18 protein-coding genes are annotated in these 20,593 nt (G+C 68.4%); 15 read left to right on the top strand and 3 right to left on the bottom strand.

What is annotated here, in order from left to right; all coding sequences use genetic code 11:
- Positions 1 to 11: 11 nt before the first annotated feature.
- The 8 genes from WJ12_RS14475 to WJ12_RS14440 all read left to right on the top strand — a co-directional run bounded on the left by WJ12_RS14475 (position 12) and on the right by WJ12_RS14440 (position 10,802).
- Positions 12 to 1,208, top strand: coding sequence for an acyl-CoA dehydrogenase family protein (locus WJ12_RS14475; protein WP_059558793.1), 1,197 nt, complete (start codon positions 12 to 14; stop codon positions 1,206 to 1,208).
- A 14-nt stretch (positions 1,209 to 1,222) separates the two neighbouring features.
- Entirely contained in the window at positions 1,223 to 2,359 is a 1,137-nt protein-coding gene (locus tag WJ12_RS14470) for an acyl-CoA dehydrogenase family protein (protein WP_059558791.1), read from the top strand.
- A 29-nt stretch (positions 2,360 to 2,388) separates the two neighbouring features.
- On the top strand, positions 2,389 to 3,594 hold the full coding sequence (locus WJ12_RS14465) for a CaiB/BaiF CoA transferase family protein (RefSeq protein ID WP_059558789.1): 1,206 nt from the start codon (positions 2,389 to 2,391) through the stop codon (positions 3,592 to 3,594).
- 97 nt (positions 3,595 to 3,691) lie between these two features.
- Positions 3,692 to 3,997, top strand: a complete 306-nt coding sequence (locus WJ12_RS14460) for a DUF485 domain-containing protein (protein ID WP_014895931.1) — start codon at positions 3,692 to 3,694, stop codon at positions 3,995 to 3,997.
- Between the two features lie 11 nt (positions 3,998 to 4,008).
- Positions 4,009 to 5,694, top strand: coding sequence for a cation acetate symporter (locus WJ12_RS14455; RefSeq protein ID WP_059558896.1), 1,686 nt, complete (start codon positions 4,009 to 4,011; stop codon positions 5,692 to 5,694).
- 359 nt (positions 5,695 to 6,053) lie between these two features.
- Positions 6,054 to 7,343, top strand: a complete 1,290-nt coding sequence (locus tag WJ12_RS14450; protein WP_034189211.1) for a dicarboxylate/amino acid:cation symporter — start codon at positions 6,054 to 6,056, stop codon at positions 7,341 to 7,343.
- Positions 7,344 to 7,347: 4 nt separating this feature from the next.
- Positions 7,348 to 9,357 carry a sensor histidine kinase gene (locus WJ12_RS14445; protein ID WP_059558786.1) on the top strand — a complete coding sequence of 670 codons (2,010 nt, stop codon included), beginning with the start codon at positions 7,348 to 7,350 and terminating at the stop codon, positions 9,355 to 9,357.
- Between the two features lie 89 nt (positions 9,358 to 9,446).
- Positions 9,447 to 10,802, top strand: a complete 1,356-nt coding sequence (locus tag WJ12_RS14440; RefSeq protein ID WP_034189213.1) for a sigma-54-dependent transcriptional regulator — start codon at positions 9,447 to 9,449, stop codon at positions 10,800 to 10,802.
- A gap of 97 nt (positions 10,803 to 10,899) precedes the next feature.
- On the opposite strand, the gene WJ12_RS14435 is transcribed toward WJ12_RS14440, so the two are convergent.
- Entirely contained in the window at positions 10,900 to 11,436 is a 537-nt protein-coding gene (locus WJ12_RS14435; protein WP_059558783.1) for a peroxiredoxin family protein, read from the bottom strand.
- Between the two features lie 162 nt (positions 11,437 to 11,598).
- Between WJ12_RS14435 and WJ12_RS14430 the strand changes: the two genes are divergently transcribed.
- Positions 11,599 to 12,171 carry a hypothetical protein gene (locus tag WJ12_RS14430; protein WP_059558780.1) on the top strand — a complete coding sequence of 191 codons (573 nt, stop codon included), beginning with the start codon at positions 11,599 to 11,601 and terminating at the stop codon, positions 12,169 to 12,171.
- Positions 12,172 to 12,503: 332 nt separating this feature from the next.
- Here the strand turns inward: WJ12_RS14430 and WJ12_RS14425 are convergent, their stop codons facing one another.
- Positions 12,504 to 14,102 carry a YifB family Mg chelatase-like AAA ATPase gene (locus tag WJ12_RS14425; RefSeq protein ID WP_059558777.1) on the bottom strand — a complete coding sequence of 533 codons (1,599 nt, stop codon included), beginning with the start codon at positions 14,100 to 14,102 and terminating at the stop codon, positions 12,504 to 12,506.
- Positions 14,103 to 14,368: 266 nt separating this feature from the next.
- Positions 14,369 to 14,620 carry an accessory factor UbiK family protein gene (locus WJ12_RS14420; protein WP_006489451.1) on the bottom strand — a complete coding sequence of 84 codons (252 nt, stop codon included), beginning with the start codon at positions 14,618 to 14,620 and terminating at the stop codon, positions 14,369 to 14,371.
- 355 nt (positions 14,621 to 14,975) lie between these two features.
- On the opposite strand from WJ12_RS14420, the gene WJ12_RS14415 reads away from it, so the two are divergent.
- The 6 genes from WJ12_RS14415 (at position 14,976) to WJ12_RS14390 (ending at position 20,425) form a co-directional block, all read left to right on the top strand.
- Positions 14,976 to 15,314, top strand: a complete 339-nt coding sequence (locus WJ12_RS14415; protein WP_006398175.1) for a P-II family nitrogen regulator — start codon at positions 14,976 to 14,978, stop codon at positions 15,312 to 15,314.
- A gap of 37 nt (positions 15,315 to 15,351) precedes the next feature.
- Positions 15,352 to 16,863, top strand: coding sequence for an ammonium transporter (locus WJ12_RS14410; RefSeq protein ID WP_034189217.1), 1,512 nt, complete (start codon positions 15,352 to 15,354; stop codon positions 16,861 to 16,863).
- Between the two features lie 243 nt (positions 16,864 to 17,106).
- Positions 17,107 to 18,396: a glutamate--cysteine ligase gene (gshA, locus tag WJ12_RS14405; protein ID WP_034189218.1), complete on the top strand. Its 1,290-nt coding sequence runs from the start codon at positions 17,107 to 17,109 to the stop codon at positions 18,394 to 18,396.
- Positions 18,397 to 18,423: 27 nt separating this feature from the next.
- A complete protein-coding gene (gshB, locus tag WJ12_RS14400; protein ID WP_034189219.1) occupies positions 18,424 to 19,380 on the top strand; it encodes a glutathione synthase in 957 nt (318 codons plus the stop codon).
- Between the two features lie 231 nt (positions 19,381 to 19,611).
- Positions 19,612 to 20,082, top strand: a complete 471-nt coding sequence (locus WJ12_RS14395) for a PTS sugar transporter subunit IIA (protein ID WP_069245710.1) — start codon at positions 19,612 to 19,614, stop codon at positions 20,080 to 20,082.
- Between the two features lie 73 nt (positions 20,083 to 20,155).
- A complete protein-coding gene (locus tag WJ12_RS14390) occupies positions 20,156 to 20,425 on the top strand; it encodes an HPr family phosphocarrier protein (protein ID WP_011353292.1) in 270 nt (89 codons plus the stop codon).
- The last annotated feature ends 168 nt before the right edge of the window (positions 20,426 to 20,593 follow it).

Here is a 20,593-nt window from a genome sequence, read left to right as displayed (position 1 = left end):
ACGGAACGAAGATGGACCTCAATTTCACGCCCGAAGAGGAAGCCTTCCGCACGGAAGTGCAGCGCTTCCTGCAAGCCGAACTGCCCGAGCGCATCGCGCGCAAGGTGAAGGGCGGCCTGCATCTCACGCGCGACGACATGCGCGAATGGCACGCGACACTCAACGCGCGCGGCTGGCTCGCGAGCCACTGGCCGCGCGAATACGGCGGCCCCGGCTGGAGCGTCGCGCAGAAGTTCCTGTTCGACAACGAATGCGCGCTCGCGGGCGCGCCCCGTATCGTGCCGTTCGGCGTGAACATGCTCGGCCCCGTGCTGATCAAGTACGGCGACGAAGCGCAGAAACGTCACTGGCTGCCGCGCATTCTCGACGGCACCGACTGGTGGTGCCAGGGCTACTCGGAGCCGGGCGCCGGCTCCGATCTCGCGGCGGTGAAGACGAGCGCGGTACGCCATGGCGATCACTACGTCGTGAACGGCCAGAAGACCTGGACCACGCTCGGCCACTACGCGAACATGATCTTCTGCCTCGTGCGCACCGCGACCGACGTGCGCAAGCAGGAAGGCATCAGCTTCCTGCTGATCGACATGAACACGCCGGGCGTCGAGGTCCGCCCGATCATCACGCTCGACGGCGAGCACGAAGTGAACGAGGTGTTCTTCACCGACGTGCGCGTGCCGGTGGAGAACCTCGTCGGCGAGGAGAACCGCGGCTGGACCTACGCGAAATACCTGCTCACGTACGAGCGCACCAACATCGCGGGGATCGGCTTCTCGACGGCCGCGCTCGACCGGCTCCGCGCGGTTGCCGCGAAGGTCACGAAGAACGGGCGGCCGCTCGCCGACGATCCGTTCTTCGCGGCGCGCGTCGCGCGCGTCGAGATCGAACTCGAGAACATGCGCACGACCAACCTGCGCGTGCTGGCCGCGGTCGCGGGCGGCGGCGTGCCGGGCGCGGAAAGCTCGATGCTGAAGATTCGCGGCACGCAGATCCGCCAGGAAATCACCGCGCTGATGCGGCGTGCGATGGGGCCGTACGCGCTGCCGTTCGTCGACGACGCGCTCGCTGCCGATTACGACGGCGAGCCGGTCGGCCCGGACGAAGCCGCGAGCGCCGCGCAGCAGTACTTCAACAACCGGAAGCTGTCGATCTTCGGCGGCTCGAACGAGATCCAGAAGAACATCATCGCGAAGATGATGCTCGGGCTGTAACGAGGGACGCGACGATGGATTTCCAGCACACAGAAGACCGCCGGATGCTGGCGGACACGTTGAACCGCTTCATCGCCGAACAGTACGCGTTCCCGGTGCGCGACCGCATCGCGCAGTCGGCCGAAGGCTTCGATCGCGCGATGTGGCAGCGCCTTGCCGAACTCGGCACGGTCGGCGCGCTGTTTCCCGAAGCCGACGGCGGTTTCGGCGGCGCGGGCTTCGACATCGCCGTGGTGTTCGAATGCCTGGGGCGCGGGCTCGTCGTCGAGCCGTTCCTCGGCGCGCTGCTCGCGGGCCGCGCGTTGTCGCTCGCCGGCGGCGATACGCATCGCGACAGGCTCGCCGCGCTGATCGACGGCAGCGCGAGCGCCGCGTTCGCGCACGACGAACCGGGCTCGCACTACGAGCTGACGACCGTGCGCACGCGCGCCGAACGCACCGGCGACGGCTGGGTGCTGACGGGCGCGAAGGGCGTCGTCGACCAGGCCGCGCAGGCGGCGTTCTTCGTCGTCAGCGCACGCGTGTCCGGGCAGGACGACGACGCGGCCGGCATCGGCCTGTTCGTCGTGCCGGCCGATGCGCCGGGCGTGTCGCTGCGCGACTACCGGAAGATCGACGGCGGCCGCGCGGCCGAGGTGCGCTTCGAACGCGTCGCGCTGGCGGCCGATGCGGCGCTCGGCGCGCACGACGGCGAAGCGGGCGCCGAGCTGCTCGAACGCGTACTCGGCTACGGGCTGCTCGCGCTGTCGGCGGAAGCGCTCGGCGCGATGGATGTCGCGAAGGAGCACACGCTCGACTACCTGCGCACGCGCAAGCAGTTCGGGCTGCCGATCGGCAGCTTCCAGGCGCTGCAGCACCGGATGGCCGACCTGCTGCTCGAGGTCGAGCAGGCGCGCTCGGCCGTGATCAACGCGGCCGCGCAGCTCGACGCGCCGCGCGCGGTGCGCGAACGCGCGCTGGCCGCGGCCAAGTACAGCATCGGCCGGATCGGCACGCTGGTCGCCGAGGAAAGCATCCAGCTGCACGGCGGGATCGGGATGACCTGGGAGCTGCCGCTGTCGCATTACGCGAAGCGGCTCGTGATGATCGATCACCAGCTCGGCGACGAGGATCACCATCTCGCGCGCTACATCGCGCTGTCGAAACAATAAGGACGAGCACGCGAATGGAGGAGACAAGAATGACGAACGACCCGCGCGCGCTGCCGCTGGCCGGCGTGAAGGTGCTCGATTTCTCGCGCGTGCTGGCCGGCCCGTGGTGCGCGATGGTGCTCGCGGATTTCGGTGCGGAAGTGATCAAGGTCGAGCATCCGGTACGCGGCGACGACACGCGCGACTGGGGGCTGCGGATCGGCGACACCGAAACCACGTATTTCAACAGCGTGAACCGCAGCAAGCGCTCGATCTGCCTCGACCTGCAGACGGAAGCGGGCCAGCGCATCGCGCGCGACCTGGCCGCGCAGGCCGACGTGGTGATCCACAACTTCAAGTTCGGCGGCGCGGAGAAGCTCGGCCTCGGCTACGACGCGCTGGCCGAACTGAATCCGCGCCTCGTGCATTGCGCGATCTCCGGCTACGACCGGTCGGGCGCCGAGGCCGCGCGGCCGGGCTACGACCTCGTCGTGCAGGGCGAGGCCGGGCTGATGGCGCTGAACGGCGAGGCCGGCCAGCCGCCGCTGAAGTTCGGCGTCGCGGCGGTCGACCTGTTCACCGGCATGTACTCGGCGCAGGCGATCCTCGCCGCGCTCTACGAACGCCATGCGACCGGGCGCGGGCGGCGCCTCGAGATGGCGCTGTTCGACTGCGGGCTGATGATCACCGCGTACTACGGGCTCGACGCGCTGTTGATGGGCGAGGACCCGCCGCGCTACGGCAATGCGCATCCGTCGATCGTGCCGTACGGCGTGTTCGACGCGGCCGACGGCCCGCTCGTGATCACGGTCGGCAACAACACGCAGTTCGCACGCTTCTGCGACGCGATCGAGCGCCCCGATCTCGCGGCCGACGCGCGTTACGGGACCAACCTCGGCCGTTCGGAAAACCGCGCCGACCTGCTGCCGGAGATTCGCCGAGAACTCGCTCGACGCTCGCGCGCGACACTGCTCGCCGCGCTCGCCGATGCCGGTATTCCATGTGGCGAAGTGCTCGGGTTGCACGAGGCACTGACGTCCGAACGCGCGACCCGCGCCGGGCTCGTCACGCGGCAGCCGCATCCGGTCGCGGGCGGCGTCGACGTGCTGGCGCCGCCGTACCGCTTCGACGGCGCGCGGCTGCCGGTGCGCGGTGCGCCGCCGGTACTGGGTGCCGATACGGATGCGGTGCTCGGCGGCTGGCTCGGGATGTCGGCCGACGAGGTCGCGCGGCTGCGCGCGGATCGCGTCGTGTAACGCATCGATGTGCCGCCACGGCGCGGGCGGATCGATTGGCGCGCCGGCCATCCACAAGACACTTCTCGCACATCGACGAGAGGACATTGGAGACACCATGGAGCTTTCCGTCATCGAATCGGTCACGGCGCGCCGCGACTACCAGCAGCTCGTGCGCGCACGGCGCCGCTTCAGCTTCACGCTGACGGCGCTGATGATCGCGACCTACTACGGCTTCATCCTGCTCGTCGCGCTCGCGCCGCACGTGCTCGCGGCGCCGCTGTACCGCGGTGCGACGACGACGGTCGGCATCGCCGCGGGCGTCGCGATCATCCTGGTCGCGATCGGCCTGACCGCGTGCTACGTGCTGCGCGCGAACCGTGCGTTCGACCGCCGCGTCGACGCGATCCTGCAGCGTTCGTGATGGAGGCCGACATGCGACGCACTTCGAGCGCGCTCGGCGCGCTGGCCGTTCTCGTTTCCTCCACCGCGCAAGCGGTATCCGTCGCGGGCCCGATGCCCGACAAGGTCGAACTGAACCCGGTCGCGATCGGGATGTTCTTCGCGTTCGTGTTCGCGACGCTCGCGCTCACGCGCTGGGCCGCGCGGCGCACGCGCTCGACGCGCGACTTCTACACGGCCGGCGGCGGCATCACCGGGCTGCAGAACGGGCTCGCGATCGCCGGCGACTACATGTCGGCCGCGTCGTTCCTCGGGCTGTCCGGCATGGTGTTCATGTTCGGCTTCGACGGGCTGATCTACTCGATCGGCTTCCTGGTCGGCTGGCCGTTCGTGATGTTCCTGATCGCCGAGCCCTTGCGCAACCTCGGCAAGTTCACGTTCGTCGATGTCGTCGCGTACCGCTTCGCGCAGCGGCCGATCCGGCTGCTGACGTCCGCGAACGCGCTGACGATCGTCGTGCTGTACCTCGTCGTGCAGATGGTCGGCGCGGGCAAGCTGATCCAGCTGCTGTTCGGGCTGTCGTACGGCACGGCCGAGCTGATCGTCGGCGTGCTGATGGTCGTCTACGTGTTCTTCGGCGGCATGACCGCGACCACCTGGGTGCAGGTGATCAAGGCCGTGCTGCTGCTGTGCGGCGCGACGCTGCTGGCGTTGCTCGCGCTCGGCGAATTCGGCTTCAGCGTCGACGAGATGTTCCGCCGCGCGGTGGCCGTGCATCCAGGTGCGCTGTCGATCATGGGGCCGGGCAAGCTGATCCGCGACCCGGCCAACGCGCTGTCGCTCGGCATCGCGCTGATGTTCGGCACGGCCGGCTTCCCGCACATCCTGATGCGCTTCTTCACGGTGCCGAACGCGAAGGAGGCGCGCAAGTCGGTGCTCTACGCGACCGGCTTCATCGGCTACTTCTACCTGCTGACCTTCGTGATCGGCTTCTCGGCGATCGTGCTGCTCGCGCAGCATCCGGAGTTCTTCAGGCTCGGCGCGAACGGCACGTTCAACCTGACGCACGACCTGCTCGGCGGCTCGAACATGGTCGCGGTGAAGCTCGCGCAGGCGGTCGGCGGGAACTGGTTCTACGGATTCATCGCCGCCGTCACGTTCGCGACGATCCTCGCGGTGGTCGCGGGCCTGACGCTCGCCGGCGCGACGACGATCTCGCACGACCTGTATGCGCAGATGTGGGCGCGCGGCAAGCCCGACGAGCGGCTGGAGATGCGCATCTCGCGCGCGTCGACGATCGTGCTGTCGGCCGTCGCGATCGGGTTGTCGATCCTGTTCGAGCACGTGAACGTCGCGTTCATGGTCGGGCTCGTCGCGGCGGTGGCCGCGAGCGCGAATTTCCCGGTGCTCGCGATGTCGATCTTCTGGCGCGGGATGACGACGCGCGGCGCGGTGCTCGGCGGCGGCCTCGGCCTCGCGTCGGCGGTGGTGCTCACGGTGCTGTCGAAGTCGGTGTGGGTCGACGTGCTGCATCACGCGCACGCGCCGGTGTTCCTCGACAACCCGGCGCTCGTGTCGGTGCCGCTCGCGTTCGTCGGGATCGTCGTCGGCTCGCTCGCGGATCGCGGCGAGCGCGCCCGGCGCGAGCGCGACGCGTTCGCGCAGCAGGAGTTCTATGCGCAGACGGGCCTGCTGGCCAGCCGCGCCGTGCAGCACTGATTCATCTGAAGAATGAGGGAATCCGTCCGGATCGCCGGACGGATATTTTCCGGAAATCCGGAATCCCGGATTTCCTTGCCTGCCGCATTATGGGAAATACAATGAAAACAACGGTTTGAGGGGTTCCGGAAACCTGGCATCGACCTTGCGATATAAAACGCACGGCCATTCCCCCCGGCCGAACTACTACAGCAAGCAAGGAGACAACGATGACCGACGCCTTCCTCCCCCTCCGGATGTCCTGAGGCATCGCTTGTTGCGGCACGGCAGCCGCGCGGGCGAGTGGCCTTTCCCCTGAGACATTCGCCTGCGCGCGTGACGCCGTATCCACCGGCTCATCTACTTCAGCAGGAACCATCGTGAAGAAGAAACCCTTCTACAAAGTGCTCTATGTGCAAGTGATCTTCGCCATCATCGTCGGCGTGATCCTCGGCCACTATTACCCGGCGCTCGCCACCGACATGAAGCCGCTCGGCGACGGCTTCATCAAGCTGATCAAGATGGTGATCGGTCCGATCATCTTCTGTACGGTCGTCACCGGCATTGCCGGCATGGAGGACATGAAGAAGGTGGGCCGCGTCGGCGGCAAGGCGCTGCTGTACTTCGAGATCGTGTCGACCTTCGCGCTGCTGCTGGGCCTCGCGGCCACGCACCTGCTGCGTCCGGGCGTCGGCTTCAACATCGACCCGGCGACGCTCGACGGCAAGGCTGTCGCGTCGTACGCGGCGAAGGCGCACGGGCAGTCGACGGTCGACTTCCTGATGCACATCATCCCGAACACGATGGTCGATGCGTTCGCGCAGGGCGAAATCCTGCAGATCCTGCTGATCGCGCTGCTGTTCGGCAGCGTGCTCGCGCACCTCGGCGAGCGCGGCAAGGTCGTGACCGACTTCATCGACGGGCTCACGCGCGTGCTGTTCGGCATCGTGCACATCGTCACGAAGCTGGCCCCGATCGGCGCGTTCGGCGCGATGGCGTTCACGATCGGCAAGTACGGCGTCGGCTCGCTGGTGCCGCTGCTCAAGCTGATCGGCACGTTCTACCTGACGTCGGTCGTGTTCGTGCTCGTCGTGCTCGGCGCGATCGCCCGCTTCACGGGCTTCTCGATCATCCGCTTCGTGTCCTACATCAAGGAAGAGCTGCTGATCGTGCTCGGCACCAGCTCGTCGGAAGCCGCGCTGCCGCAGTTGATGGAAAAGCTCGAGAAGGCGGGCTGCTCGCGTTCGGTCGTCGGCCTCGTCGTGCCGACCGGCTATTCGTTCAACCTCGACGGCACCAACATCTACATGACGATGGCCGTGCTGTTCATCGCGCAGGCGACCAACATCGAACTGACGTGGATGCAGCAGCTCACGCTGCTGGCCGTCGCGATGCTGACGTCGAAGGGCGCGAGCGGCGTGACGGGCGCGGGCTTCATCACGCTCGCCGCGACGCTGGCCGTCGTGCCGACGATCCCGCTGTCGGGCATGGTGCTGATCCTCGGCATCGACCGCTTCATGAGCGAATGCCGCGCGCTGACCAACATCGTCGGCAACGGCGTCGCGACGATCGTCGTGTCCGCGTGGGAGAAGGAGCTTGACCGCAACAAGCTGCGCCAGGCGCTGAAGGGCGGCGGCGAGGTCACGCCGACCGAGACGGCCGGCGTCTGACGTCATGAAGGAGCAGGCGGCGGCGCCCGCCGCCGGCGGCGCGGGGCGCGGCGCTCGACCCGTGGATGCGGAGGCCTATGACACAATAGGCGATCCGCATCGCCAGGAAGCCTCGACCGTGACGCGCCGCCTGCTCATCCTCGTCGTGCTTGCCGCCGCGCTCGTCGCGGCATGCGCGCTGACCTGGACGGTCACCTGGCAGCGCGGCGTCGCCGAGCTGCAGCGCAATGCCGCGGTGCGCGTCGATCGCACCACCAACGCGCTCAAGAGCACGCTCGACCGCTACGAGTCGCTGCCCTACCTGCTGGGCAGCCATCCATACGTGCAGGACCTGCTCGCCGAGCCGAAGCGCGGCGACTACACCGCGCGCGTCAACCGTTATCTCGAAGATCTCAACGAACACGCGCACGCGACCGTCACCTACGTGATCGGCGCGGACGGCCTGTGCGTCGCGGCCAGCAACTGGCGCGCGCCCGACAGCTTCGTCGGGATCGAATACCGCTTCCGCCCGTATTTCGTCGACGCGATGAACGGCCAGGTCGGCCGCTTCTTCGGCATCGGCACGATCTCGCGCGACCCCGGTTACTACATCTCGCAGCCCGTGTGGCGCGACGGCAGGATCGCGGGCGTCGTCGTCGTGAAACTCAATCTCGAATGGTTCCAGGGCGCCGATGCGTCCGAGCCGCTCGTCGTCGCGGACGATCACGGCGTCGTGTTCCTGTCGTCGGTGCCCGCGTGGAAGTACCACACGCTGCGCCCGCTCACGGGCCCCGTGGCCGCGTCGATCTACGAGACGCGCCAGTACGCGCAGCAACCGGTCACGCCGCTGCCGCTGCGCATCGAGCAGACGCTCGGCGCCGATGCGGAGATCGTGCGCCTCGGCCCCGGCCGGCGCGCGCCGCGTTTCCTTGCCAGCAAGCGCCGGATCGGCGAGCCCGACTGGCTGCTCGTCACGCTCGCGCCGATCGCGCCCGTCGACACCGATGCGCGCAACGCGACGATCGTCACGGGCTTCGGCTTCGTGTCGGTGGCGCTGCTCGCGTTCTACTGGCGGATGCGCCGCGCGCGCGTGCGCGAAATGATCCGCGGCCGCGCGCTGCTGCAGCAGGCGTACGCGGAGCTGAACCGGCGCGTCGAGGAGCGTACGGCCGACCTGTCGGAAGCGAACGCGCAGTTGCAGAAGGAAGTCGGCGACCGGATCCGCGCGGAGCAGGAGCTGCGCGCCGCGCACGACGAACTGATCCAGGCGAGCAAGCTCGCCGCGCTCGGCCAGATGGCGGCCGGCATCACGCACGAACTGAACCAGCCGCTCGCGGCGCTGCGCAGCTTCTCGGACAACACGCGCGTGCTGCTCGATCGCGGCGAGCAGGCGGCCGCGCGCGAGAACCTCGAGGCGATCGCGGCGCTCACCGAGCGAATGGGCAAGATCACGAACCAGCTGAAGCTGTTCGTCGGCCGGGCGAAGCCGCGCAACGAGCAGGCGCTCGTCGTGCGCGCACTGCGCAGCGTGCTGTCGCTGCTGGGCGAGCGCCTGAGCGGCGTCGCGCTCACGCTGACGCTGCAGGACGCGACCGTGTCGCCCGCGCACGATGAACCGCTCGACCTGGCGCGCGACTATCCGGCGCTCGTCGCGCGCTGCGAGGATTTGCGCCTCGAACAGGTGCTGATCAACCTGCTCGGCAATGCGCTCGACGCGGTGGCCGGCGTCGCGGCGCCGGCGATCGAGGTGACGATCGCGGTGTCGGCCGCGACGCTCGCGGTCGAAGTGCGCGACAACGGCTCCGGCATCGCGCCCGACCTGCTGCCGCGCCTGTTCGAACCGTTCTTCACGACGAAGGAAATGGGGCGCGGGCTCGGTCTCGGCCTCGCGATCTCGTCGTCGATCGCGAGCGACGCGGGCGGTGCGCTGACCGCGCGCAACGCGCCGTCGGGCGGCGCGCTGTTCGTCTTGACGCTGCGGCGCGCACGCACGCATCATCCGGACTCCGTGTCCGAGCCGGCGGGTTCGCACTAGACCCGTCGCAGGCCCGGTCGGCGCACGACCGGCATCAACGCAGCCGCGCGCGACACAGCCGCGCGGCCTGTCAGGAGCAAGTGAGTACGATGGCCAACCGGCTGCAAGTGATCTATATCGAAGACGATGCGCTCGTTCGCCGGGCGAGCGTGCAGAGCCTCCAGCTGGCGGGCTTCGACGTCGCCGGCTTCGAGTCGGCCGAAGCGGCCGAGAAGGCGATCGTCGCGGACACCGCCGGCGCGATCGTCAGCGACATCCGGCTGCCCGGCGCGAGCGGGCTCGACGTGCTCGCGCAGTGCCGCGAGCGCGTGCCCGACGTGCCGGTGATCCTCGTCACCGGGCACGGCGACATCTCGATGGCCGTGCAGGCGATGCGCGACGGCGCGTACGACTTCATCGAAAAACCGTTCGCGGCCGAGCGCCTGATCGAGACGGTGCGTCGCGCGCTCGAGCGCCGCGAGCTCGTGCTCGAGAATCACGCACTGCGGCGCGAGCTGGCCGGGAAGGACGTCGTCGCGCCGCGCATCATCGGCCGCAGCCCCGCGATCGAGCAGGTGCGCAAGCTGATCGCGAACGTCGCGCCGACCGACGCGTCGGTGCTGATCAACGGCGACACCGGCGCCGGCAAGGAGCTGATCGCGCGCAGCCTGCACGAGTTGTCGCCGCGCCGCGACAAGCCCTTCATCGCGGTGAATTGCGGCGCGCTGCCCGAGCCGATGTTCGAATCGGAGATGTTCGGCTACGAGCCCGGCGCCTTCACGGGCGCCGCGAAGCGCCGCGTCGGCAAGCTCGAATATGCGTCCGGCGGCACGCTGTTCCTCGACGAAATCGAAAGCATGCCGCTCGCGCTGCAGGTGAAGCTGCTGCGCGTGCTGCAGGACGGCGTGCTGGAGCGGCTCGGCTCGAACCAGCCGATCCGCGTGAATTGCCGCGTCGTCGCGGCCGCGAAGGGCGACATGAGCGAGCTCGTCGCGGCCGGCACGTTCCGGCGCGACCTGCTGTACCGGCTCAACGTCGTGACGATCGCGCTGCCGCCGCTCGCCGAGCGCCGCGAGGACATCGTGCCGCTGTTCGAGCACTTCATGCTCGACGCGGCCGTGCGCTACGGGCGGCCCGCGCCGGTGCTGACCGACCGCCAGCGCGCGAGCCTGATGCAGCGCGACTGGCCCGGCAACGTGCGCGAGCTGCGCAACGCGGCCGACCGTTTCGTGCTCGGCGTGGCCGACATGCCGCAGGAAACGGGCGCCGGCGGCGACGGCGCGGACAACGACCAGACGCTGAAGGAGCGCATCGAGCAGTTCGAGCGCGCGGTGATCGCCGAGGCGCTGAACCAGACGGGCGGCGCGGTCGCCGCGACGGCCGACCGGCTGCACGTCGGCAAGGCGACGCTGTACGAGAAGATGAAGCGCTACGGGCTGTCGGCGAAAGGCGAAACCGAGCGCTGAAAAGCAAACGGACCGCGGAACCGGGTTGCCCGGCCGTACGGTCCGTGTAGGCGGGAAGGGCGCTGCGCGCGGCCCGTCGAGCCGGATCTTGCGGCGCTCAGGCCGCGTTGCCGTCGAGCGCCTTCTTGAGCAGCGCGTCGAGCTCCGCGAACTGCGGCGCGCCGACGTAGCGCTTGAGGATCTTGCCGTCCTTGTCGACGACGAAGGTCGTCGGCGTGAGCTGCACGTTGCCGAACTGCTTCGCGACGCTGCCGTCGTCGAGCGCGACCTTGAACGGCAGCTGGCGCGTCTGCGCGTAGTTCGCGACGTACATCGGCGGATCGTAGTTCATCGCGACCGCGACGAATTCCAGACCCCGACCCTTGAAACGGTTGTAGGTATCGACCATCTGCGGCATTTCCTGCATGCAGGTCGCGCAGCTCGTCGCCCAGAAGTTCACCAGATAGACCTTGCCCTTCAGGTCGCCGGCGGTCGAGACCTTCTGGCCCGACAGCAGCGTGAACGTCGCGTCCGGCACGCTGGACTTGCCGTTGAACGCGAAGAAACCGGCGACGGCGATGGCCGCGACGACGGCGGCCGCGACGAGGTAGCGGACGGGGCCGGCACTGCGGCGGGCGGGAGGCGTGGTGTTCATCAGGTGCTCTCGGAGTCGGTCGATGACGCGGGTCGATGCAAAGGACGTCGAAATTCGGCGCCCATTTTAGCGCGAATGCGGCGCGCGCACCGGCGGCCACCACGCATTCCGGTTGTCAGGTTCGGCGGATAATGCCGGTTTTGCCTGTCCCCGATCCACGCCATGCCGAAGGAAGTCATCGATTCGTTGCGCCCCCTTTTTCGCCCGCTGCGACACTTCGCCGCGCTCGCATGCATCAGCGCCGCGCTGGCCGCGTGCTCGCCGTCGTTCGACTGGCGCACGCTGCACAACGATGCCGGCTATACGGTCGACCTGCCGGCGAAGCCGACCGTCGAGGAGCAGCCGGTGGCGATCGGCGGCACGTCGATGCCGATGCGGATGCAGGCCGCGCACGTCGACGGCGCGGTGTTCGCGGTCGGCACGCTGACGTTGCCGGACGACCGTGACGACACGCGTCGCACGGCGCTCGACTTCCTGCGCGCCGGGCTGTCGCGCAACCTCGAAGGCGCGCCGCGGACGGCATCGGTGCCGGTGCCGCTCGCGGCCGGCGGCGCGGTGGACGGGATCGAGCTGCGTATCGCGGGGGCCGCCGCCGGCGGGGATCGCGCGCGCAAGACGATCGTCGCACGACTCGCCGCGCGCGGCCGGCACGCGTACCAGGCCGTCGTGATCGCCGACCGGCCGCTCGCGCAGGAGCAGCTCGACCAGTTTTTCGGCTCGTTCAAACTCGATTGATCGCGGCCCGCGAGCGCCCCGGACACGCAGTGACAACTGAAAGTTCATTCGCAGCTTTCGACGCTAGTGACCGGATTTTGCGAGGTTTTTTCGACTATCCACAGCGCATGTGGATAACTTTGTTGAAAAGTCACCTGGATTTCCCGCCGAGCCTCACCGGACGGCCTTCCGGCTCATTTGGCCGTGCACGTGCCGTTTGGGAAAGATCAATGAAAACAAAGGGATACGGATTCCGTCACGCAACGGCCCCGGCGAGCCGCGATCCGGGGCCGGATTCGCTAAATTGTGCATAAGTCAAGTCTTGACAGCCGGATTTTGTCCTAAGAGGGCGCTTAGAGCGCCGTGAGCGCGCGCCGGTAGCGGATCGCCTCGGCGATCTGCGCGGCCGTCGGCAGCGGGTCGCCGGCCAGGTCGGCGATCGTCCGCGCCACTTTCAGCACGCGGAAATACGCGCGCGCCGACCAGCCGAAGCGCTCGCCGGCCTCGCGCAACAGCCGCTCGCCTTCGTCGGTCGGCCGGCACAGGTCGTCGGTCTCGCGGCCGCTCAGCATGTGATTCGTCTTGCCCTGCCGGTCGAGCTGCAGCGCCCGCGCCTGCGCGACGCGCGCGGCCACCGCGGCGCTCGGCTCGCCGGGCGCCGTCGTGCGCGACGCGAGCTCGGCCGGCGACAGCGCGGGCAGGTCGATCTGGATGTCGATGCGATCGAGCAGCGGCCCCGACAGCTTGCGCAGGTAGCGCGCGGCGACGTCCGGCGAGCAGCGACAGCGCCCGGACGGATCGCCGTGCCAGCCGCACGGGCACGGATTCATCGCGGCGATCAACTGGCACGCGGCCGGGAAGTCGGCCTGCTGGGCCGCGCGCGAAATCGTGATGCGGCCGGCTTCGAGCGGCTCGCGCAGCATTTCGAGCACGTGCCGGTCGAATTCCGGCAGCTCGTCGAGAAACAGCACGCCGAGATGCGCGAGCGTGATTTCTCCCGGCTGCGGCGGATTGCGGCCGCCGACCAGCGCGGCGGCGCTCGACGAGTGATGTGGCGAACGGAACGGCCGCCGGCGCCACTGCGCGGGCGAGAAGCCGAGGCGGCTCGCGGAAAGCAGCGCGGCCGACGTCAGCGCCTCGTCGTCGGTCAGCGGCGGCAGCAGGCCGGCCAGCCGCGCGGCCAGCATCGACTTGCCGGCCCCCGGCGGCCCGACCATCAGCATGTGATGGCCGCCCGCGGCGGCGACTTCGAGCGCACGCCGCGCCCCGCGCTGGCCGACCACATCCGCGAGGTCGGGCGCGGCCGGCGCCGGCAGGCCGTCGAGGCAGGGCGCCGCGACCGGCGTGAGCCGCCCGTCCGGCGCATCGGCGAGGTGCGCGCACAGCGCGGGCAGGTCGCGCGCGCCGAACACGGTCACGCCCGGCACGAGCGCGGCCTCGGCCGCGCTGTCGAACGGCAGGTACAACTCCGGCGCGCGTGATGCCGCCGCGGAGCCCGGCGTCGCGACGGCGTCCGGGCCCGAGCCCGGTTCCGATCCGGTTTCGCCCGTCCGCCAGTCCCGCGCGGCACCGCACGCCATCGCGAACGCGCCGCGCATCGGCCGCAGCGCGCCCGTCAGCGACAGTTCGCCGGCGAATTCGCGGCCGGCCAGCGCGTCGGCCGGGATCTGGCCGTTCGCGGCGAGGATGCCGAGCGCGATCGGCAGGTCGAACCGGCCCGACTCCTTGGGCAGGTCGGCCGGCGCGAGATTCACGGTGATGCGGCGCACGGGAAATTCGAAGCCGCAGTTCTGCAGCGCGGCGCGCACGCGCTCGCGGCTCTCGCGGACTTCGAGATCGGGCAGGCCGACGATCGAGAACGACGGCAGCCCGTTGGCGAGATGGACTTCGACGGTAACGTCCGGCGCGCGGCCGGAGGCGGGCGCGCGACTGCGCACCACGGCGAGCGACATGGCGAGGCTCCTGTAAGCAGGCGGACGACGGCCGTTCGGGGCCGCATGCCGCGGGAATCGGAGAAATCGGTGCGCGCGTGCCGGCGTGGCGCGGGGAAAGAACGAGGGGCTGCGAAACGACGAACTGCGAAGAGCGATGGACTGCGAAGAGCGGGGTGCTGCGGAGAACGACGGACGACGAACTACGACGAAAACGGAGGCTCGGCGGTGGCGGGCGCGGGCCGCGCGAGGCGGCCCGCGCCCGGACCTTGCGGCCGGGTGCGGCTTCAGGCCTGCGGTGCGGCGAGCTTCTGCTCGAGTTCCGCGACGCGCTTTTCGAGTTCCTCGAGGCGCACGCGGGTGCGGGCGAGCACCTGGGCCTGCGTGTCGAATTCCTCGCGCGTGACGAGATCGAGCTTCGAGAAGCCTTGCGACAGCATGGCCTTCACGTTGCGCTCGACGTCCTTGGCCGGCGAGTTTTTCAGCAGGTCGCTGACGCGCGACTGCAGATCGTTGAAAACGTCGCTGGGTTGCTTCATGTGATTCCCCTTCCTTGCACAAAAATTGTGCATCTTCAGTTGCGTACGTGCCCATGATGCACGCATGACCGGAAATGGTGCGCCGGGGGCGCGAATTCCGGGCATGGCGCCGGCATGGGTGAATGGCCCGGTAATCCGGGACGTGCGTGCACTCTAGCAACGTTCCTTTCGCCGCGCCAGCAAACCGGCCCGCGTTGGCCATTCGGCCGGGCTTCGGCGCCTTACATCGGGGGATGCGACCCCGTTCCCGAGCCCTTCGAGACGGTGCTCGGATCAACATGGCATGCGAGTTGCTGAGGAGAGTCCGTTACAACATTCCAACCAATTCGACGGGACAACTCAGCGAGAGGACTTCATGAAACTCATTACCGCAATCATCAAGCCGTTCAAGCTCGATGAGACGCGCGAGGCGCTGTCGGCGCTTGGCGTCTCGGGCATCACGGTGACGGAGGTAAAAGGGTTCGGCCGCCAGAAGGGGCATACCGAGCTGTATCGCGGCGCCGAATACGTGGTCGATTTCCTGCCGAAGATGAAGATCGAGGCGGCCGTGTCCGACGATCTCGTCGACCAGGCGGTGGAAGCGATCGAGCGGGCCGCGCGCACCGGGAAAATCGGCGACGGCAAGATTTTCGTCACGCCGATCGAGCAAGTGATCCGGATTCGCACCGGGGAGACCGGCGCCGACGCGCTGTAACAGAACAGACAAGACAAGCGACAAGAGGAAACCCAAGATGCGCAAACTTCTGATGTCCCTGCTGATGGCCGGCTCGCTGATGGCGGCCGGCGTCGGCTCCGCGCTTGCCGACGACGCGGCGTCCGCCGCGGCCGCATCCGCGCCCGCCGCCACGGCTTCCGACGCATCGGCCGCCGCCGCGCCGGCCGCTTCGGCGCCGGCCGCCGACGCATCCGCCACCGCCGCTGCCGCCGCACCGGCTTCGGGCGCTGCCGACGCATCGGCCGCCGCCGCCGCGTCCGCGCCGGCCGCACCGGCTGCGCCGACCGCCCCGTTCTCGGTCGATTCGTCGAAGATCAGCGCGGGCGACACCGCGTGGATGCTGACCTCCACCGCGCTCGTGCTGTTCATGACGATCCCGGGCCTCGCGCTGTTCTACGCGGGCATGGTCCGCAAGAAGAACGTGCTCGCGACCGTGATGCAGAGCTTCGCGATCACCGCGGTGATCACGGTGCTGTGGACGGTGGTCGGCTACAGCCTCGCGTTCACGCCGGGCAACGGCTTCATCGGCGGCCTGTCGCGCGCGTTCCTGCACGGCATGAACTACATCAAGGGCGACAAGGCGACGACGCTGACCGTCAGCCATCTCGCGACGACGATTCCGGAATCGGTCTACTTCGTCTACCAGATGACGTTCGCGATCATCACGCCGGCGCTGATCTGCGGCGCGTTCGCCGATCGCATGAAGTTCTCGGCGATGCTCGTGTTCATGACGCTCTGGTCGCTGATCGTCTACGTGCCGATCGCGCACATGGTGTGGGAGCCGACCGGCTGGCTGTCGGCCGACGGCGTGCTCGACTTCGCGGGCGGCACGGTGGTGCACATCAACGCCGGTATCGCGGGCCTGGTGTCGTGCCTCGTGCTCGGCAAGCGTGTCGGCTACGGTCGCGAATCGATGGCGCCGCACAACCTCGTGCTGACGATGATCGGCGGCTCGATGCTGTGGGTCGGCTGGTTCGGCTTCAACGCGGGTTCCGCGGTCGCGGCCGACGGCCGTGCCGGCTTCGCGATGCTGACCACGCAAGTGGCAACCGCCTGCGCGGCGCTCGGCTGGATGTTTGCCGAGTGGATCGCGAAGGGCAAGCCGTCGGTGCTCGGCATCGTGTCGGGCGCGGTCGCGGGTCTCGTGGCGATCACGCCGGCCGCCGGTTTCGTCGGCGTGGCGGGCGCACTGGTGATCGGTATCGCCGCCGGCGTCGTCTGCTTCTGGTCGGCGACCTGGCTCAAGTCGAAGCTCGGCTACGACGATTCGCTCGACGCGTTCGGCGTGCACGGCATCGGCGGGATTCTCGGCGCGCTGCTGACGGGTGTGTTCGCGGTCAAGGACATCGGCGGCGCCGACGGCAGCCTGCTGCTGCAGGCGAAGGGCGTGCTGATCACGCTGGTCTACAGCGGCGTGCTGAGCTTCGTGCTGCTGAAGCTGATCGATCTGACGATGGGCCTGCGCGTGACCGAAGAGGAAGAGCGCGAAGGTCTCGACGTGATCCTGCACGGCGAGCACGTGGAATAAGTCTCACGAATCAACAGCGGGCCGCCGCGACGACGGCGCCCGCTCCGAATGAGCGCAGCGACTTCGGCCCGCCTACCCGGCGGGCTTTTTTTCTCCTGCCACTCACTGCCGTAGCGGATAACCCTTCACTCTATCGGGTCAATAGCCGAAAACTTCCTCCTTATCCTTGTGAAGCCGGGAACAATCCCCAAATGGGCAAGGCAATTGCTCTACAATCTTCATTCTCCCGCTCGCGAGTGATTCATGGTTCCCCACCTCGTTACCGCGTTGAACGGTCCGCTGCTCGAACTCGAGCAGAAGATCCTCGACGCGACGCCTGCGATCGAACGCTGGTTCAGGCTCGAATGGCAGGAACACACCCCGCCGTTCTATTGTTCGGTGGACCTGCGCAATGCCGGCTTCAAGCTGGCGCCCGTCGACGCGAACCTGTTTCCCGGCGCGTTCAACAACCTGCCGTCCGAAGTGCTGCCGCTGGCTGTGCAGGCCGCGATGGCCGCGATCGAGAAGATCTGCCCGGACGCGAAGAACCTGCTCGTGATCCCCGAGCTGCCGACCCGCAACGCGTTCTACCTCGAAAACGTCGCGCGCCTCGCGACGATCATGCGTCAGGCCGGCCTGAACGTGCGCTTCGGCTCGCTCGACCCGAGCATCACCGACATGACGCCGATCACGCTGGCCGACGGCCAGAAGATCGTGCTCGAGCCGCTCGAGCGTTCGCCGCGCCGCCTTGGCCTGAAGAATTTCGATCCGTGCTCGATCCTGCTGAACAACGACCTGTCGGCCGGCATCCCGGCCGTGCTGGAAAACCTGCACGAGCAGTACCTGCTGCCGCCGCTGCACGCGGGCTGGGCCGTGCGCCGCAAGTCGACGCACTTCGCGTGCTACGACGACGTCGCGAAGAAGTTCGCGAAGATGGTCGGCGTCGATCCGTGGATGGTGAATCCGTATTTCGCGCACGTGGAAGGCGTCGACTGGCAGGCGCATGAAGGCGAGCAGGCGCTCGCCGACGCGATCGACGGCGTGCTGAAGAAGATCGCGCGCAAGTATCGCGAATACGGGATCAGCGAGAAGCCGTACGTCGTCGTGAAGGCCGACGCGGGCACGGCGGGGCGCGGCGTGATGACCGTGCATGACGCGGCCGAGATCGGCCGGATGTCGAAGGCCGAGCGCGCGCAGATGGCCGAGTCGAAGGCCGGCCTCGCGGTGCGCGACGTGATCGTGCAGGAAGGCGTCTATACGTTCGAGCGCGTCGGCGACGAAGTGGCCGAGCCCGTCGTGTACATGATCGACCGCTACGTGGTCGGCGGCTTCTACCGCACGCACGGCGGCCGCGAGCGCGACCAGAACCTGAACGCGCCCGGCATGCACTATGTGCCGCTCGGCTTCGAGCACACCGCGCTGCCGGATGCCGGCGCGAAGCCCGGCGCCGCGCCGCCGAACCGTTTCTACATGTACGGCGTCGTCGCGCGGCTGTCGCTGATCGCGTCGTCGATCGAACTGGAAAAGACCGATCCCGAAGCCATCCAGGTGTAACGGACCTTCGCTACGTACAGGACCCGCATGGACATTCTTTTTATCGCCGACCCGCTCGAGCATTTCAAGATCTACAAGGATTCGACCTACGCGATGATGGCGGAGGCCGCCCGGCGCGGGCATGCGGTGTACACGTGCCAGCCGCACCAGCTCGCGTGGACGGGCTCGGGCGTCGAGGCGGACGTGCAGCGCGTGACGATCGTCGGCGACACGACCGACCTGCATCGCCGTCCGTGGTACGAGGCGGCCGCGCACGAGTCGCGTCAACTGACGTCGTTCGGCGCGGTGCTGATGCGCAAGGATCCGCCGTTCGACATGGAGTACGTGACGGCCACCTGGATGCTGGAGCTGGCCGAACGCGCGGGCGCACGCGTGTTCAACAAGCCGCAGTCGATCCGCGATCATTCGGAGAAGCTGGCGATCGGCGAGTTTCCGCAGTTCGTCGCGCCGACGCTCGTCACGCGCGACGCGGCGCGCTTGCGTGCATTCCACGCCGAGCATGGCGACGTGATCGTGAAGCCGCTCGACGGGATGGGCGGGATGGGCGTGTTCCGCGTGAAGGCCGACGGGATGAATCTCGGCGCGATCATCGAGATGCTCGGCCATGACGGCACGCGCTCGCTGATGATCCAGAAGTTCATTCCGGAGATCAAGGCGGGCGACAAGCGCATCCTGTTGATCGCCGGCGAGCCCGTGCCGTATTCGCTCGCGCGGATTCCGCAGGGCAGCGAGGTGCGCGGCAATCTCGCCGCGGGCGGGCTCGGCGTCGCGCAGCCGCTGACGGCTCGCGATCGCGAGATCGCGGCCACGCTCGGGCCCGTGCTCGCGTCGCGCGGGCTGCTGCTGGTCGGCCTCGATGCGATCGGCGACTGGCTGACCGAGGTGAACGTCACGAGTCCGACGTGCTTCCGCGAGATCATGGAGCAAACGGGCTTCGACGTCGCCGCGATGTTCATCGACGCGCTGGAGCGTGCGGCCGCGTAGGCCGCTTTCCGCGCAACCCCGGCGGCGGCCGCGCAGGCCCCCCGTCGCCGGAGCCGCTTGACCGGCCTGCTACAATGCCCGCTTGCCAGGTGCCGTTTTCGGCGCACCGAAGGCCCGGCGGTCGGGCCGATACTGTTGCAAGGCTGAACATGAAACGTTTCCCACACTCGCTACGCTCATTGCCCCGCCGCGGGGCGTCGGCCCGCCAGGGGCGGCCGGGAGCGATCTGACATGGCCGGGATCCTGATCATCGCGCACGCTCCGCTCGCCACCGCGCTGCGGGACTGCATCGCGCACATCTATGGCGGCGTGCCTGCCCGCATCGGCTGTATCGACGTGATGGCGGACAGCGACCCGGCCCAGGTGATGGCGTTCGCGCATGCGGAACTCGCGCGGCTCCGGGAAGACAACGGCGTGGTCGTGCTGACCGACATGTACGGCGCGACGCCGGCGAACATCGCCGGCCAGCTCGCGAAGCTCGACAACGTGCGCGTGCTGGCGGGCGTGAACCTGCCGATGCTCGTGCGGGCCGTCTGCTACCGTACCGTGCCGCTCGACAAGCTCGTCGACAAGGCGCTGTCCGGCGGCGCGAAGGGCGTCCACGAGGTGTCGGCCGGCATACCGCCGCCGCCGACGGAAACCGGCTGCGGCCAATGCGCGCCGATTCCGCCGGAACCGCAGCCGCGCACCGAGTCGCACTGATTTCCCGTTTTCCGTTTTAGACCACACCGCCGGCGTGCGCCGCCGGCGGCCTCGACCGACCCGACCGAGAATCATGCTTCAACAAGAAACCACCATCGTCAATAAATTGGGGCTCCATGCGCGCGCATCGGCCAAGCTCACGCAACTGGCCGGCAACTTCCAGTCGGAAGTCTGGATGACGCGCAACGGGCGCAAGATCAATGCGAAGAGCATCATGGGCGTGATGATGCTGGCGGCGGGGATCGGCAGCACCGTGACGATCGAGACCGAAGGGTCCGACGAGCAGGAAGCGATGGACGCGCTGCTGAAGCTGATCGCCGACAAGTTCGGCGAAGGCCAGTGATCGCCACGCGCGATCGTTGCCGTTTCCAGTCAGAATGCCGCGGATTTCGCGGCATTTTTTTCGTCGGCAGCATTGATGCGGAATGCGCAATGCTGCGGTGCATGCAGTCAGCGGGGGGGCGCGGAATTTATAATCGCTAACCGGGGTCATAAGCGCATCGCAGCAGTG

Source organism: Burkholderia seminalis, assembly GCF_001718535.1.
GTDB lineage: Bacteria > Pseudomonadota > Gammaproteobacteria > Burkholderiales > Burkholderiaceae > Burkholderia > Burkholderia seminalis.
The sequence above is the reverse complement of the archived record's forward strand: the minus strand, read 5'-3'. Positions and strand labels throughout refer to the sequence as shown.

Bases quoted from the DNA above. Each gene is read 5' to 3' on its own strand.
- WJ12_RS14475 (WP_059558793.1), top strand. From the start codon at position 12: ATGGACCTCAATTTCACGCCCGAAGAGGAAGCCTTCCGCACGGAAGTG.
- WJ12_RS14470 (WP_059558791.1), top strand. From the start codon at position 1,223: ATGGATTTCCAGCACACAGAAGACCGCCGGATGCTGGCGGACACGTTG.
- WJ12_RS14465 (WP_059558789.1), top strand. From the start codon at position 2,389: ATGACGAACGACCCGCGCGCGCTGCCGCTGGCCGGCGTGAAGGTGCTC.
- WJ12_RS14460 (WP_014895931.1), top strand. From the start codon at position 3,692: ATGGAGCTTTCCGTCATCGAATCGGTCACGGCGCGCCGCGACTACCAG.
- WJ12_RS14455 (WP_059558896.1), top strand. From the start codon at position 4,009: ATGCGACGCACTTCGAGCGCGCTCGGCGCGCTGGCCGTTCTCGTTTCC.
- WJ12_RS14445 (WP_059558786.1), top strand. From the start codon at position 7,348: ATGAAGGAGCAGGCGGCGGCGCCCGCCGCCGGCGGCGCGGGGCGCGGC.
- WJ12_RS14440 (WP_034189213.1), top strand. From the start codon at position 9,447: ATGGCCAACCGGCTGCAAGTGATCTATATCGAAGACGATGCGCTCGTT.
- WJ12_RS14435 (WP_059558783.1), bottom strand. From the start codon at position 11,436: ATGAACACCACGCCTCCCGCCCGCCGCAGTGCCGGCCCCGTCCGCTAC.
- WJ12_RS14430 (WP_059558780.1), top strand. From the start codon at position 11,599: ATGCCGAAGGAAGTCATCGATTCGTTGCGCCCCCTTTTTCGCCCGCTG.
- WJ12_RS14425 (WP_059558777.1), bottom strand. From the start codon at position 14,102: ATGTCGCTCGCCGTGGTGCGCAGTCGCGCGCCCGCCTCCGGCCGCGCG.
- WJ12_RS14420 (WP_006489451.1), bottom strand. From the start codon at position 14,620: ATGAAGCAACCCAGCGACGTTTTCAACGATCTGCAGTCGCGCGTCAGC.
- WJ12_RS14415 (WP_006398175.1), top strand. From the start codon at position 14,976: ATGAAACTCATTACCGCAATCATCAAGCCGTTCAAGCTCGATGAGACG.
- WJ12_RS14410 (WP_034189217.1), top strand. From the start codon at position 15,352: ATGCGCAAACTTCTGATGTCCCTGCTGATGGCCGGCTCGCTGATGGCG.
- gshA (WP_034189218.1), top strand. From the start codon at position 17,107: ATGGTTCCCCACCTCGTTACCGCGTTGAACGGTCCGCTGCTCGAACTC.
- gshB (WP_034189219.1), top strand. From the start codon at position 18,424: ATGGACATTCTTTTTATCGCCGACCCGCTCGAGCATTTCAAGATCTAC.
- WJ12_RS14395 (WP_069245710.1), top strand. From the start codon at position 19,612: ATGGCCGGGATCCTGATCATCGCGCACGCTCCGCTCGCCACCGCGCTG.
- WJ12_RS14390 (WP_011353292.1), top strand. From the start codon at position 20,156: ATGCTTCAACAAGAAACCACCATCGTCAATAAATTGGGGCTCCATGCG.